Source organism: Bartonella sp. MR30HLJHH, assembly GCF_042194195.1.
GTDB classification, from domain to species: Bacteria; Pseudomonadota; Alphaproteobacteria; order Rhizobiales; family Rhizobiaceae; genus Bartonella; species Bartonella grahamii.
Map to the genome: position 1 here is coordinate 257,911 of NZ_JBHIMO010000001.1, position 15,574 is coordinate 273,484.

The following is a 15,574-nucleotide window of genomic DNA, read 5'->3' on the forward strand; positions in this document are numbered from 1 at the left end:
TAAAAACATGAGAAATTGTCTTATTCAAAAGATATTGCTATGGATAGTGTTAAAAGTAGTACAACTAAATTAAAGAGAATCTTGAAAATAAACAGGAATATAACTTTACAACACATAATTGTGCAATAGCACCAAAAAATACAATTTCGTTGAATAGTTTCATGAAGAAATTTGTTCACTCATTAAAAGCTCTATTAAATTTCTTTCTCATAATTCGATAATTAAAATTTAATAACGAAGCGCAGAAGGTATAGAATATGAGATTCAATCGAGGATATTACACTCTTATCCGACGTCTTTCAGATATTGGTTGAAATGCTAGCTTAGCATGAAAGGCACAATAGGGGCTATTTTCATCAGAATCTGCACCACAAAAATGAAAATCTGCTGATAATGGATCGCCAACCGGCCATCTGCATGTATTTTCACTCAATTGTAAAAGATTAAGTTGACGTGATATAGGCACAACTACATTGGATTTTGTGGACATATCAACTTCTTTTACATCTTCCGCTACAAATTCTGTCTTTAAAGCTGTTTCTTCAATACTTACAGATGATGTGTTTATTGGCGATACCGTGGATGTGTTGCGACGCACACGTGGAGATGATGGGCTGCTTCCCACGGGGGTTTTTTGCGTACGCGCGCTTCCTTGTGCTGTCTTACCGCGTCCTGGTAACTTTAATCGGTGTACTTTGCCGATGACTGCATTTCTGCTGACCCCACCTAATTGAGCAGCAATTTGACTTGCACTTAACCCTTCACTCCAAAGCTTTTTAAGAAGCTCAACGCGTTCACATGTCCAACCCATACCAGCACTCCATTCCGATTACCTTACTAAGATGCTCTCCCCCTTTGCATCTTCAAATGTTTTAATAATGTTTTCACTACGCTGAATGAAAGAATTTTACACTCTAAGCGAGCATAAGAAAATCATCCAACCTGTGGACTTACAAACCAAAACACATCATCTTGCTTATTATATTATAAATTACAATATGCACTCACTCTATGACAAGAGTCTTTGACCTCTTGAAGAGTTTATTTAGAATGTTTTCCCCAACTTGCAAATCAATCATAGGTTAAACTTTCACTTTTGTTTAAGGCTTTTTCCCAAAATGCTTATTTGTAGAACCTTCATTGACTTTTTTTCAATTGGTGTAATGATCTATTCCATAGGTGTAATCATTAATCGTAATGAAATGTTGAAAGCACCGTAACGAAATGTACCACGTTGTTTTATTTGTAGTGTTGCTTTGTATATATATATTGAAAAGGTTAAAATATAAAGGAAATTATGATGGATGCCGTCTCTATACAACCACTTTATGAATGCTTCGCACGACGAGATTTGCATTTTGAACAGGGGCATGGTGTATGGCTTATTTCCGATAAGGGAGAACATTATCTTGATTTCACATCTGGCATTGCTGTTAATGCATTAGGGTATTCACATCCAAAATTGGTTGATACGCTCAAAATGCAAGCTGAAAAACTTTGGCATGTTTCTAATATTTTTCAATCCCCTGAACAAGCAGCTCTTGCCACGCGGCTTTGTGCAAATAGTTTTGCGGATAAGGTTTTTTTCTGCAATTCAGGCACTGAAGCATTGGAGTGCGCATTCAAAACGGCACGTCATTATTATTACGCTGCGGGTCATTCAGAACGCATTGAAATAATTACTTTTGAAGGGGCATTTCATGGACGTACACTTGCAGCACTTGCTGCGACTGGGCATGAAAAATATCTTGAAGGCTTTGGACCTAAAGCTGGTGGATTTATTCAAGTACCTTTTTGTGATGAAATTGCTTTGCGTAACGCTATTAATAAAAATACCGCCGCTATTCTTATTGAACCTATTCAAGGAGAAGGAGGAATACGAACGGTTTCTCATGAATATTTAAGATTTTTGCGCAAAATATGCGATGAGAATGGTGTGTTATTGATTTTGGATGAAGTCCAAACGGGTATAGGACGAACAGGAAAGCTTTTTGCTTATGAATGGAGTGATGTCTCGCCTGATATTCTTACCCTCGCAAAAGGATTAGGAGGAGGATTTCCATTAGGTGCTTGCCTTGCAACGGATAAAGTTGCAAAAAGCATGACACTTGGGACCCATGGTTCAACCTTTGGAGGAAATCTTCTGGGAATGGCTGTAGGAAATAGTGTTCTTGATATTTTGTTAGAGCCAAATTTTCTCAACCATGTTCAGCGCATGGGAAATAAACTAAAAAGTGGACTTTTGCACATTCTCAATATCTATCCTGATATTATCTGCGCAGTTCAGGGGATGGGCCTAATGGTGGGTATTCAGTGTGTTGTATCTTCGAATCTTGTCGTTAATGCTTTAGAAAATGAATATCTCTTAAGTGTTGCTGCCAATAACAACGTTGTGCGCTTATTGCCTCCTCTTATCATTAGGGAAGAAGAAATAGATGAAAGTTTGCATCGTATTGAAAAAGCAATAGCTTATCTTTCGCAAGCAAACAAAGAAAGACAAATATTACACACATGACAAATGCTCTTCGTCATTTCACGGATTTATCCATTTTAACGCCAGCAATAGCACGTGCACTGATCGATTATGCAAAAATCCTTAAAGCATCTTTTAAAGCAGGGAAAGGTTCAAAACCTTTTATGGGGAAAACACTTGCGATGATTTTTGAAAAACCATCCACACGAACCCGTATTTCATTCGATATCAGTATGCGTCAGCTTGGGGGAGATACAATCATGCTCACGGGGTCAGAGATGCAGCTTGGTCATAGTGAAACTATAGCTGACACGGCTCGTGTTTTATCCCGTTTTGTGGATATCGTGATATTACGAACAACAAAACATCAACGTATGCTCGAATTGGCACAATATGCACAAATTCCTGTCATTAATGCCCTTACAGATGATACACATCCTTGCCAAATTTTAGCAGATATATTAACCTATGAAGAGCATCGGGGGCCAATTGCTGGCAAAATATTCGCGTGGATGGGGGATGGTAGTAATGTGCTCCATTCCTTAATTGAGGCCGCAGCTCTTTTTGATTTTCATTTGCGTATTGCTACTCCAAAGGGCAGTGAACCACAAGAAAAATTTATACATTGGGCACGTGAACGAGGAGCGCACCTTACACTAACCCATAGTCCCCAAAAAGCAGCTCAAGATGCTGATTGTATTATGACCGATACATGGGTCTCCATGGGACAAGAATTTCGTGCTCGCAGTCATTCTATTTTTCAGCCTTATCAAGTCAATGAAGCTCTCATGAAATTAGCAAAATCTGATGCTCTTTTTATGCATTGTCTTCCTGCTCATCGTGGTGAAGAAGTGGTTGATTCTGTTATTGATGGACCGCACTCCGTTGTTTTCGATGAGGCTGAAAATCGTCTTCATGCTCAAAAGGCAATTCTTTCTTGGTGTTTACAAGATGCGTTTTTCTCTCCACAATAGCCCCTCTACAACAAATTATATAAAAAAGGCAAAGCTATGAGTAAACAAGCTAAAGATGAAGCCTCTCTCAACAACAACTTCTTGCATGAAGATGATACTGTTATTCCCTTTCAAGTTGAAGAACTTGATATCCGTGGACGTGCCGTACAACTTGGAGAAACTTTAAATTCTATTCTTAACAGACATCAATACCCTGAACCGGTTTCTTATCTTCTAGCAGAAGCTTTACTTTTAACTGTTCTGCTTGGAACTTCTCTAAAGCTTACAGGAAAATTTATTTTACAAACTCATTCCGATGGACCGGTTAATATGTTGGTATGCGATTTTTCGCCTCCTTCCAGTTTACGTGGATACGCTCGTTTTGATAAAGAACAGCTTAAACAAGCCATAGACAATAATCAAATCTCTTCAGAAACACTTTTAGGAAAAGGCACTTTAGCCTTCACAATTGATCAAGGTCCCCATATGCAACCCTATCAAGGGATAGTTGCATTAGATGGATCAAATTTACAAGAAACTTCTCGTATTTACTTTGATCAATCAGAACAAATTCCTACCGATATCCGTTTGGCTGTTGCTATATTAATTAATCGTGACCAACAAGGAAAAACGCAGAAAAGCTGGCGAGCTGGAGGTATTTTGATTCAACTTTTACCCCAAGAATCGTCTCATCATAAAATAGATACCTCTCATCAAACGCGAGAAAAAACGAAAACCCATATCCAATTGGATAACCAATGGCAGGAAGCTAAAATACTCATGGCAACGATTGAAAGTTCAGAATTAACAGATCCCCAAGTTGGTAGTAAACAGCTCTTGTTCCGTCTTTTTCATGAACAAGGTGTTAGAGTTTTTAATCCTTTTTCTCTTGTCGATCAATGTTCTTGTTCACACGAAAAAATTAAAGGAATCCTAGAAGGATTTTCGATTGATGAACGCAATAAAATGGTTAAAAATAAATATATTTCAGTCACATGTGAATTTTGCTCAAAAACGTATTGTTTTACACCACAAGAATTTTTAGAAGAAAAAACATAATCAAATATTTTTCATAAAAAAATGATGATTGCAACAAAAGCCTATTTTATTTGCGTCATAAAAGTTTACCTATAAGCTCATATGAACTTCTAGAATATTTCTTGTCTTAGAGTTTTTTAATGTATACGAGTGATCTTTCTGTTGAAATCAGTAATCACGTCACAGAGTGCTTAAAAAAGAGTTCTCTGTAAAATATATTTTCTCCTCTCGAAAAAGCTTCTTGTTTATTTTTTTCATCTCAAAAGCTTATTTCTTACAATGAATTCTTTTATAATATTCATTGATAGATTGATCATGTACTTATAACTTATTTTCTCTGTTAAATGTTTTTTTGATTGTAGTCATATTTTCTTACTCGAATTTATCTTATTAAGAGTCAAAAAAGCTTATTAGTTATAATCATAAGATAAATTATCGAAAGAATAAGAATGTATAGACTCAATATGGACTTTATGGAGTCTATTACGAACAGATAGTGTAATGGGAATAAATATACCAATAACGCTGCGAAGGAATGGATTTGTTATTTTATAAAGATGAAAATAGTGGTGAAGTCCCCTCATAACAATGTGCATTTCAGATAAACAAGTGGAGACAGAACACTATATTATTTTGAAAATAATATTTGGTTTCTTTCACTAATCTAACGATGTTTCTATAACAATATTGTTTTGTCCAAATAATCAAAAATAAAGCTCTCAAACAGATATTTAATCGCTAAAAAATGAAAACTACTTAAATTTTTGTCATATTTGGGAGGTTTGCTCTACAGATATTTCTTTGCACATGTTTTTGAATCAACAATGGTAATGCTCTTGTCAAATTTTCCTAAAAAGAATGAGGATCCGTATAAATAAAATAGCATACATAGCATGATAAAACGTTATGTTTTTACAAACCTGCATTATTATATTTTTCAATTTAAAATATTGCCAATTATTTTCACGTTTAGACAATTCATAAAAGGTATTTTTAGTCTTTATCCTAAATGTTTTTTGATTCAACATATAGAAATTTTAAAAAATCTCATAGTATACGGTATTTTCATTTAATAGATAAAAATGGTAAATTATTATTTATAAATCAATATGTTGATATTTTATTTTTCTTCTGTCATGAGCGCTTGTTCAATTTTTGGTAGAATTTTTTTTTGATAAATTTGCCATGTTAAGGGACCAACATGTTTAGCGATAATGGTGCTCTCTTTATTCAAGAGAAAGGTTTCTGGGGGGCCATATATTCCCCAATCAATGGCTGTATATCCTGAAACATCAAAGCCAATAAATTTAAAAGGATTACCAAAACTGTTTAAAAAGCGCAGGGCGTTTGTTTTGTTATCTTTATAATTAATACCAATCAGATCAAAACGTTTATCTTGTGCAATTTTCATAAGAATAGGATGCTCTTCGCGACAGGGCAAACACCAAGAGCCCCAAAAATTGATCAATGTGACACGTCCTTTAAACTGTTTTGAATTGAGATAACTTTCTTTATCAAGAAGAGGAAGATGAATATTAGGAGCAGATTTTTCAGCTAATGCGTTTGGGAGAAGGGAAGAATCTTGAAGGTATTTTTTATCCATAAAGTTGAAAAAAAGCACCATGAGAAGAAGAAAAAGCACAAATGGTCCAAAAAAAACAAGCAGAACAGGCAAAGATATATTTTTTTTAAGTTTTGGAGGGATGTTTTTCATTATACTTTTCTTTTTGTGACAACTCTTTTTTGTTTAGCTGTTGGAGAATTTTTTTTTGGTATAGGGCTTTGCAGAGAATATATCCAATAAGACATAAGAGGGATATTGCAGAAAGCACATAGCTTAAAACAACAATTTGCTCGTGTTTAAGGGTGCTAAGGAAAAAATCAATTTTCTGAGATAGATTTCCTAAAAGTCCGCCCTGGATGCCATTTAGGTCGAGCATGATGAAGAGTCCTGTTGTTGTGCACGACGGGATTTTTTAATCTGAAGCATTCGGATATAATAACTATTGATTTCATTTCGCATAGCCATCAAATAGAGTGCAATAAACATAAAGATAAAACAAAATAGCATTGTTATAAGGGGCCATAACATAGCATTGTCGATTGTTGATCCTCCAGCACGTAACAATGATGCTGGTTGATGCAATGTATTCCACCAATTAACGGAAAATTTAATAACAGGGATATTAACAAATCCAACAAGTGTAAGAATTGCAGTAGCGCGAGCGGCTTTTACTTGGTTGTCAAAAGCACGTCCAAGCAGGATAATGGAAAGATAGATAAAAAGCAGAATTAAAACTGATGTTAACCGTGCATCCCAGACCCACCATGTTCCCCATGTAGGTCGCCCCCAAAGTGCTCCTGTCATGAGAGCCAATGCGGTAAAAATCGCTCCAATAGGCGCTCCACATTTAAGTGCCACATCAGCAAGATGATATTTCCAAATCAGATTTCCTAATGCTGCTGCACTCATCGTTACATAACAGAATGTAGACAACCACGCAAAGGGTACATGAAGGTACATAATCTTAACAGTAATGCCTTGTTGATAGTCATCAGGAGAATACATCACCAGAATAATTCCTAAAATAAGGAAACACAATGTTATGCCAGCCAACCAAGGTAAGACGATACTGCTTATTTTCATGAAAAGGGTGAAACTTGCAGGGAGTGACCTGATTTTATATGGACGAGATAGTTCATTCATGAAATTCATAATAGGCAGAGTTTTGCTATGCGGCAATCATCTTTTATTATTCTGATAAAAGTTTAAGCGTTATCGTAGCAACAAAAGAGCCAAAGAGACTCAAAAGAAGTGAAAAAGCGCTGAGAAGAGCCAAGGACGTGAGAAAAGAAATATTTGGATTTATTGGGGCTGTAGCAGCCGAGACACCAAAAATCATAATTGGAATGATCCACGGCAAGATAATGATAAAAATAAGCAGAGTACTGTGCAACAATGAGGTTGCCAGTGCCGCGCCTATGGCGCCAATAAAAATAATGGCTGGTGTTCCGCATAAAAGGGTAAGTATTGTTGTAAAAGTTATTGTTACATCTAAATGGAGCATGAGGGCTAAAATAGGTGTAGCAAAAATAAGAGGAAGCATTGTTCCTACCCAATGGGCAAGACATTTGGTAAAAACAATTAGTGTAAAACTTTGTCTTTTTCCTGAAAGGATAAATTGGTCGAGATTACCATCATCGCGATCGATTTGGAAAAGTTTGTTTAGATTGAGGAGTCCTGCAAGAAGGGCTCCAAACCACAATATACCTGGCCCTATTTGTGCAAGAATTTTGGGATCTGGTCCAATGGCAAAGGGGGTTATGACAACAACAGCGATAAAAAACAATAGTCCTGTTAGTGAAGAGGCTTGTGGCGCTAATAATAGTTTAAGGTCACGCCAGAACAGTGCTTTCATTTTATTCTTTCCTAGAGAGGTAAAAATTTTTCCAGAGCGATTTTATGGTTTTCTGGAATACCTAGGGAATTATGAGTTGCAGCGATAATCATACCACCTTGATTGAGATGACGCTGGAAAATACGAGCAAGGAGTTTTTGAGCATGGTTATCAAGCCCAGATATTGGTTCATCTAAAATCCAAAGAGGACGATAGGAGAGCAAAAGGCGAGCAATAGCTACGCGTCTTTGTTGTCCAGTTGACAGAGCTTTAAAGGGTAAATGTTCAAGGTTAGAAAGACCAATATCAGCAAGAACCTCATGCACAAAGCGTAAATGTTGACCATAAAAATCTGCCCAAAATTGCAAATTGTCCATGACAGATAAGAGAGGTTTCATAGCATTTTGAGGACCAAGATAATGACACGCAGTTGCAACAGGGTATATTTGATCATGGTCTTTAAGTATTATATGACCTTCAGCAGCTTCAAGAAAACCGACAATGATTCGGAGTAATGTAGACTTTCCGATACCATTAGGACCAGTGATTGTCATCAGTTGCTGTGAAAATAAACAAAAAGAAAGACCTTTAAACAGAATTTCCTCGTTTCTGTAAGCGGCTAAATCTTTGCCTGATAACACCATGTGATTGCCTATTTTGTTTTTATTTTCATATTCTTTATTGCATTATAGAATAAAAAACACATTTTTTGTGCAATTGTACCTAGAATAGTTCTAGAAATAGTTCTATAAGAGATACCTTACATCAATATCTGGTGTAAAATGGTTTCTGGCGCTGATTTCCGCATTTGCCTACGAGAGGGTGGAAGGGGAAATGGATGGCGGAGGTGATTGCGTCTGCGCTCAAGCTGCGACCTTGACTCGTAGTTTGTGTTGTTCATTCCTGGAAATTGGGTGGTTATAATATGAGGGTGGACAGTCATGACTCAAATTGATAGCTTTAATTGTCGCAGAGTATTAAATGTTGGTGGCAAGGAATATACTTATTATAGCTTGATCGAAGCGGAGAAGAATGGTCTTGAAGGTGTTTCTCGTTTACCGTTTTCGATGAAAGTTATTCTCGAAAATTTATTGCGATTTGAAGATGGTCGCACAGTTAAAAAAGAGGATATCCTCAATGTTGCTAAGTGGTTAAACGACAAAGGGAGCGCTGGGGCAGAAATTGCTTACCGTCCTGCACGTGTTCTTATGCAGGATTTTACAGGTGTTCCAGCAGTTGTTGATCTTTCTGCAATGCGTGATGCTATGGTTAAACTTGGCGGTAACGCTGAAAAAATCAATCCTCTCATTCCCGTTGATCTCATCATTGATCACTCAGTTATTGTTGATGCTTTTGGCAATTCCATGGCTTTTAAGGAAAACGTTGAGCATGAATATGAACGCAATGGTGAACGCTATCGTTTCCTTAAATGGGGGCAGCAAGCCTTTCAAAATTTTCGCGTTGTTCCTCCAGGAACAGGGATTTGTCATCAGGTTAACCTAGAATATTTAGCACAATGTGTATGGATGAAAAATGAAGAGGGGTGTGAGACGATTTATCCTGACACCTGTGTGGGAACTGATTCGCATACGACTATGGTTAATGGTTTAGGGGTTTTAGGTTGGGGTGTTGGTGGTATTGAAGCAGAGGCAGCAATGTTAGGCCAACCTGTTTCTATGTTGTTACCTGAAGTGATTGGTTTTCGTCTAACAGGTAAACTTAAAGAAGGTGTAACAGCCACCGATCTCGTATTGACGGTGACTCAAATGCTACGCCGGAAGGGTGTTGTCGGTAAATTTGTTGAGTTTTTTGGTCCTGGTTTGGAGCAGATGACGCTTGCTGATCGGGCAACGATTGGAAATATGGCACCTGAATATGGAGCAACGTGTGGTTTTTTCCCAATTGATAAGGAGACAGTGCGTTATCTCAATATGACAGGGCGTGATGAAAATCGGATTGCCTTAGTAGAAGCTTACACCAAAGCACAAGGGATGTGGCATGACGAAATGGTGGCTCATCCCATTTTTAGTGATACAATTGAATTGGATATGGGAACTGTTGTTCCTTCTATGGCTGGTCCTAAACGTCCTGAAGGACGTATTGCATTGGAAAACGTTGGGCAGGGTTTTGAGAAGGCATTGGTCGAAGACTATAAGAAGACTTCTGAACAAAATAAGCGTTATCAGGTCGAGGGTGAAGAATATACGCTTGGTCACGGTGATGTGGTGATCGCTGCGATTACGTCGTGTACGAATACATCGAATCCAAGTGTTCTTATTGCAGCGGGTCTTTTGGCAAGAAATGCAGTGGCAAAAGGTCTCAAGAGCAAACCATGGGTAAAAACTTCTCTTGCACCAGGTTCACAAGTCGTTGAAGCTTACCTTCAAAATTCGGGTCTGCAAAAAGATTTAGATGCATTAGGATTTAACTTAGTAGGATTTGGGTGCACAACATGTATTGGGAATTCTGGTCCTTTGCAGCCAGCTATTTCCAAAACGATTAATGACAATGGTATAATTGCATCTGCAGTTCTTTCGGGAAATCGTAATTTTGAAGGGCGTGTTTCCCCTGATGTGCAAGCGAATTATTTAGCTTCACCACCGTTAGTTGTTGCACATGCGCTCATCGGGACGGTGTGTAAAGATTTAACCAAGGAACCTCTTGGTGAAGATTCAAATGGCCAACCCATTTATTTGAGAGATATTTGGCCAACTTCTCAAGAAATACAGGAATTCATCGAAAAAAATGTTACGCGTAAGGTTTTTGCCGAAAAGTATGCAGATGTTTTTAAGGGAGATGAAAATTGGCAAAAAGTTCAGATTCCTACGGGTTCTACCTATTCTTGGGATGAGCAATCCACTTATGTACGCAATCCACCTTATTTCGATGATATGCAGAAAACACCTGATATCTTACCAGATATTAAAGATGCACGGATTTTAGGTTTATTTGGTGATAAAATCACGACGGATCATATTTCTCCTGCTGGTTCTATTAAAGCAGCTTCTCCTGCCGGAAAATATTTAATGGATCATGGTGTTAAAGTGGCTGATTTTAATCAGTATGGAACGCGTCGTGGGAATCATGAAGTTATGGTGCGTGGGACCTTTGCCAATATTCGCATTCGTAATTTCATGTTGGGGGAAAATGGTCGGGAAGGAGGTTATACGGTTCATTATCCGTCAGCGGTAGAACAAGCCATTTACGATGCAGCAATGGCGTATAAACAAGAAGGTACTCCACTTGTTGTTTTTGCTGGTATTGAATATGGCAATGGATCATCGCGCGATTGGGCAGCCAAAGGTACCAATCTTCTTGGTATAAAAGCAGTGATTGTACAGTCTTTTGAAAGGATTCATCGCTCTAATCTTGTTGGTATGGGCATTGTTCCCTTTGTCTTTGAGGAGGGTGTAAGTTGGAAATCTTTAGGCTTAAAGGGAGATGAAAAGGTGACAATTGAAGGAATTCATAACTTGAAACCTCGTCAAAAGACAGTAGCGAAAATTACTTTTTCTGATGGTACGATAAAAACCGCTCCGTTATTATGCCGTATCGATACTGAAGATGAGCTAGATTATTTGCATCATGGGGGAATTTTGCAATATGTCTTGCGTAAGTTAGCCGTTTAAATTCTTTTGTTTGTTAAGGAATATCTATTATTAAGCTATAAAGTTGCGGATCAAAGAGTTTGGCTTCATTTTTTATGACTATCTTTGAAAATCTAATTGACGTTAGCTTTGGGATTGCGCTATAAGCCACACAGTTATAGGCAGCTTTATAGTTTTGCTTGGGTTGAATTTATTTATATTGGTAGAGTTATTCTTTAGACTCATTTTACCAAGGTATTGAAAGAGAGATTATATTTATGGCGAATACACCTTCTGCTCGAAAAGCGGTGCGCAAGGTTGCGGCGCGCACACAGGTTAATAGAGCCCGTCGTTCGCGCGTTCGTACCTTTATACGTAAGTTTGATGATGCTTTAGCGGGTGGCGATAAGGCATCTGCAGAGATTGCATTTAAGAATTTTGAGCCTGAAATTATGCGTGCGGTTTCTAAAGGGGTTTTTCATAAAAATGCTGCTGCGAGGAAAGTATCGCGTTTAGCTAAACGTTTGAAGGCTCTCAGCGTTTAAGCTTTTTCTCCTTTATTGAGAATAAAGCCAGTATCCATGAGGATGCTGGCTTTTTGTTTATTATCTCAAAAAGTTTCTATTGAAAATAGGAATCGATAATGATTCTCCTCTTGAAAAAGGAGAAAAAGTTTATAGGGGGAGTATGGTTATCCACAAGCTTTGTGGATTTTTACAGAGTCTTTTTTGTCAAGCATTTTATTTTTTTTTTTAAATCTGAAGAGATTCTTTAATTGTTGGTAAATTTAGAGAAAAAAAATGAATTGAATCAATATTTTTTTCAGTCCTTATTGATATAAGCATTTTTTTTGAGTTTTTTGATTTTATTTTGACCTCTTGCATTTTACCTCTGCTGTTTTGTATGGTTCTTACGAAGACTAAAAAGTATGAAGGGGTCACACCAGCACATTATTCTGTATTTTGTTGAGTAGAAGATGTTTTGATTTAGGCTTTTCGAAGCTTTTGTGCTGGAGAGGTTTTCTGACGATTTTTTAGTTTTCTTAATGGATATGTTTACCATTTTAGAAGGGTGGGTCATATCATGAGTGCAAGTAAATCTTATTGGTCATCTTTATTAGTGGGGTTGTGATGAGGCTATCCTAGGGGAGGGTGAGTAATCTTATTTGGGGTAGGGCGTTTTGCCTTCGCTAGATTTATTTTAGCTGTTTGGCAGGACAAAATTTTATTTTTATCAGGATGGAAGATGGTGGATAAATTGAACTCTAAAGCTAGTTCCTTTAAAAGGGTTTCGGTGAATATCCTGTCGGCAGAGAACATAATAAAGAATAGGATGACGGAGACTGATGAGAATGTTTGTAGAAATGCTTCTATAGGGCATTCTATTGTTTCAGCGGAGGAAAGTGCGGCGGCTTTTATACGTGTTATGGCGCAATTAAAGGTGCAGGTTGGTGTTGAGGCTTATACCAGTTGGTTTGGGCGTGTGAAACTTGCTGAATATAGCCATACTCTTGTAAAGCTTTCTGTTCCTACTGCTTTTTTACGTTCATGGATTAATAATCACTATGGTTCTCTGTTGACTCATTTATGGAAACAAGAGAATTCAGCAATTCTTCGTGTTGAAGTTATTGTTCGTGGTATGGAACGCGTTTCAAGAGACGTCGTTTGTAAAAGAAGTGTTCCTTCTGTTGTGCTAGAGGAGCAGGCGACTTCATCTTTTGTTGAAAGTTGTGCAGAGCATTCAGTTAAGAGTTCTCAAACGGGAGTTTTTGGATCTCCACTTGATTCTCGCTATACTTTTGAAAGTTTTGTTGAGGGGGCTTCTAATCGTGTTGCTTTAGCAGCTGCGCGTTCAATTGCGGAAGGGCATAAAAGTGCTTTGCGTTTTAATCCTCTTTTTATTCACGCATCTGTTGGTTTAGGAAAAACACATTTGCTTCAAGCGATTGCTGCTTCTGCATTGAAGCGTTTAACGTCTGCGCGCGTTATTTATTTAACTGCTGAATATTTTATGTGGCGTTTTGCAACAGCTATTCGTGATAATGATGCTCTTTCTTTTAAAGAACAGCTTCGTGATATCGACCTTTTGATTATTGATGATATGCAGTTTTTGCAGGGTAAGTCGATACAACATGAGTTTTGCCATTTGCTTAATATGTTGCTTGATAGTGCAAAACAAGTTGTTGTCGCTGCAGATCGTCCGCCAGCAGAATTAGAATCTCTTGATCTTCGCGTTCGCTCTCGTCTTCAGGGAGGGGTTGCCCTTGAAATTGAAGCACCAGATTATGAAATGCGTTTGCAAATGTTGCGCCAGCGGTTGAAGGTGGCACAACAAGATGATGGCATGGTATCAATTTCTGATGATATCTTGGAATATATTGCGAAAACGGTTTTAGGGTCGGGGCGTGATATTGAAGGTGCATTTAATCAGCTCTTGTTTCGTCAATCTTTTGAATCTGATTTATCTTTAGAGCGGATTGATGAGTTATTAGGTCACTTGACACGTCCTGGTGAACCTAAGCGCATTCGGATTGAAGAAATTCAGCGTACGGTAGCACGTCATTATAATGTTTCTAAACAGGACTTGTTGTCTAATCGTCGAACACGTACGGTTGTGAAGCCACGGCAAGTTGCAATGTATTTAGCAAAAGTATTAACTCCTCGCTCGTTGCCAGAAATTGGGCGTCGTTTTGGTGGGCGTGATCATACAACAGTTTTACACGCTGTGCGTAAAATTGAAGATTTGGTTTGTGGTGATCAGACCTTGGCTAAGGAACTTGAATTGCTTAAGCGGTTGATTGGAGAACAGGCTGTATAGTGTTTATCGTTTCTTTCTTTGGAAAAACTTTAAAGAATTTAATGAAAAGATTTATTTTTTCTTATGCAGGAGTGACTTGCCATTTTAAGAGAGGTTTAATAAAGTCTAGCAGGCGATTCTTTAAAGAGGATCTTTTTTAATGCTAAGGAATTCTTATAGTTTTTAGTAAACATACGGGGCTTTTATGCGTATTACAGTTGATCGCAGTCAATTTCTTAAGTCTCTTGGGCGGGTTCACCGTGTGGTAGAGCGCCGTAATACTGTTCCTATTTTATCGAATGTGCTGATTGATGCAGAAAATGGTCGTGTGCAGTTAAAAGCAACAGACCTTGATTTAGAGGTTACGGAATCTTTTGCAGTTAATGTTAAACAAGCTGGAGCAACAACTGTTCCAGCACATTTGCTCTATGATATCATTCGAAAACTCCCTGATAGCCATGAAGTTATATTATCCGTCGATGAGAATCAAGCAGGTACGATGTCCGTTGTTTCAGGTTGTGCACATTTTCAGCTTCAATGTCTTCCGAAGGCAGATTTTCCAGAGTCGCTTCCTGGGCAGTTTGGTTATCGTTTTTCTCTATCGGCATCAAGCTTAAAACATTTACTTGATTGTACGCAATTTGCTATTTCTACTGAAGAAACCCGTTATTATCTTAATGGTATTTATTTACATGTTATTAATGATGGTGTTTTGAAATTGCGTTTGGTTGCAACTGATGGTCATCGTTTGGCACAAGTTGAGATGGAGGCTCCTTCAGGAATTGAAGGAATGCCCGGTGTTATTGTTCCCCGTAAAGCTGTAGGAGAATTGCAAAAACTTCTTTCAGAAGAAAATGATAGCGATGTATGTGTAGAGCTTTCAGAGACAAAGATTCGTTTTTCTATAGGTTCTGTGATTTTTACATCAAAATTAATTGATGGAACATTTCCGGATTATCAACGTGTTATCCCTCTTGGAAATGATAAAGAATTAATTGTTAATAGGCAGGACTTTTCTTCTGCAGTTGATCGTGTTTCAACGATTTCAAGTGATCGGGGGCGTGCAGTTAAATTAACGATTGAGCATGGACAGTTAAGGCTTGTTGTTAATAGCCCAGATTCGGGCAGTGCAGAAGATCAATTATCAGTAACTTATGCATCTGAACCGCTTGAGATAGGGTTTAATTCACGTTATCTTTTGGATATTGCTGGGCAGCTTTCAAGCGATGAGATGGTTTTTATGTTGGCTGAGGCTGGAGCACCAGCTCTGATTCGTGATAATGATGATGCGAATGTGCTCTATGTACTGATGCCTATTCGCGTTTAGGG

Annotated in this window: 13 protein-coding genes; 7 read left to right on the plus strand and 6 right to left on the minus strand. The window is 37.8% G+C overall.

Translation table 11 applies throughout. The features are described from left to right. Window positions 1–277: 277 nt before the first annotated feature. Window positions 278–811 carry a GcrA family cell cycle regulator gene (locus ACFIKR_RS00990; RefSeq protein WP_375658471.1) on the minus strand — a complete coding sequence of 178 codons (534 nt, stop codon included), beginning with the start codon at window positions 809–811 and terminating at the stop codon, window positions 278–280. 489 nt (window positions 812–1,300) lie between these two features. Between ACFIKR_RS00990 and ACFIKR_RS00995 the strand changes: the two genes are divergently transcribed. Genes ACFIKR_RS00995 through ACFIKR_RS01005 form a run of 3 tightly spaced genes read left to right on the plus strand, consistent with a single transcriptional unit; the run spans window position 1,301 to window position 4,485 of the window. Continuing rightward, entirely contained in the window at window positions 1,301–2,515 is a 1,215-nt protein-coding gene (locus tag ACFIKR_RS00995; protein WP_375658514.1) for an aspartate aminotransferase family protein, read from the plus strand. Then, entirely contained in the window at window positions 2,512–3,447 is a 936-nt protein-coding gene (gene argF / locus ACFIKR_RS01000) for an ornithine carbamoyltransferase (RefSeq protein WP_375658472.1), read from the plus strand. The genes ACFIKR_RS00995 and argF overlap by 4 nt, the downstream gene beginning before the upstream one ends. Before the next feature lie 36 nt (window positions 3,448–3,483). Then, window positions 3,484–4,485: an Hsp33 family molecular chaperone gene (locus ACFIKR_RS01005; RefSeq protein ID WP_375658473.1), complete on the plus strand. Its 1,002-nt coding sequence runs from the start codon at window positions 3,484–3,486 to the stop codon at window positions 4,483–4,485. A 1,099-nt stretch (window positions 4,486–5,584) separates the two neighbouring features. On the opposite strand, the gene ACFIKR_RS01010 is transcribed toward ACFIKR_RS01005, so the two are convergent. Genes ACFIKR_RS01010 through ccmA form a run of 5 tightly spaced genes read right to left on the minus strand, consistent with a single transcriptional unit; the run spans window position 5,585 to window position 8,506 of the window. Further along, window positions 5,585–6,178, minus strand: coding sequence for a DsbE family thiol:disulfide interchange protein (locus ACFIKR_RS01010; protein WP_375658474.1), 594 nt, complete (start codon window positions 6,176–6,178; stop codon window positions 5,585–5,587). Continuing rightward, the gene (locus ACFIKR_RS01015) at window positions 6,153–6,404 is read right to left on the minus strand and encodes a hypothetical protein (protein ID WP_375635429.1); all 252 of its coding nucleotides are present in this window, start codon (window positions 6,402–6,404) and stop codon (window positions 6,153–6,155) included. The genes ACFIKR_RS01010 and ACFIKR_RS01015 overlap by 26 nt, the downstream gene beginning before the upstream one ends. Beyond that, window positions 6,392–7,171 (minus strand): heme ABC transporter permease, encoded by a 780-nt coding sequence (locus ACFIKR_RS01020; RefSeq protein WP_375658475.1) that lies wholly within the window; start codon window positions 7,169–7,171, stop codon window positions 6,392–6,394. Before ACFIKR_RS01020 ends, ACFIKR_RS01015 begins: the two co-directional genes overlap by 13 nt. Before the next feature lie 46 nt (window positions 7,172–7,217). After that, entirely contained in the window at window positions 7,218–7,883 is a 666-nt protein-coding gene (gene ccmB / locus ACFIKR_RS01025; RefSeq protein WP_375658476.1) for a heme exporter protein CcmB, read from the minus strand. An 11-nt stretch (window positions 7,884–7,894) separates the two neighbouring features. Beyond that, entirely contained in the window at window positions 7,895–8,506 is a 612-nt protein-coding gene (gene ccmA / locus ACFIKR_RS01030; protein ID WP_375658477.1) for a heme ABC exporter ATP-binding protein CcmA, read from the minus strand. Window positions 8,507–8,803: 297 nt separating this feature from the next. Here ccmA and acnA point away from each other — a divergent pair, with 297 nt between their 5' ends. From acnA to dnaN, 4 genes are all read left to right on the plus strand, one after another. Further along, the gene (gene acnA / locus ACFIKR_RS01035; protein WP_375658478.1) at window positions 8,804–11,491 is read left to right on the plus strand and encodes an aconitate hydratase AcnA; all 2,688 of its coding nucleotides are present in this window, start codon (window positions 8,804–8,806) and stop codon (window positions 11,489–11,491) included. A gap of 236 nt (window positions 11,492–11,727) precedes the next feature. Then, window positions 11,728–11,994 carry a 30S ribosomal protein S20 gene (rpsT, locus tag ACFIKR_RS01040; protein ID WP_012754537.1) on the plus strand — a complete coding sequence of 89 codons (267 nt, stop codon included), beginning with the start codon at window positions 11,728–11,730 and terminating at the stop codon, window positions 11,992–11,994. 700 nt (window positions 11,995–12,694) lie between these two features. Beyond that, window positions 12,695–14,266, plus strand: coding sequence for a chromosomal replication initiator protein DnaA (dnaA, locus tag ACFIKR_RS01045; RefSeq protein WP_375658479.1), 1,572 nt, complete (start codon window positions 12,695–12,697; stop codon window positions 14,264–14,266). 184 nt (window positions 14,267–14,450) lie between these two features. Next, on the plus strand, window positions 14,451–15,572 hold the full coding sequence (dnaN, locus tag ACFIKR_RS01050; protein ID WP_375658480.1) for a DNA polymerase III subunit beta: 1,122 nt from the start codon (window positions 14,451–14,453) through the stop codon (window positions 15,570–15,572). Window positions 15,573–15,574: the final 2 nt, after the last annotated feature.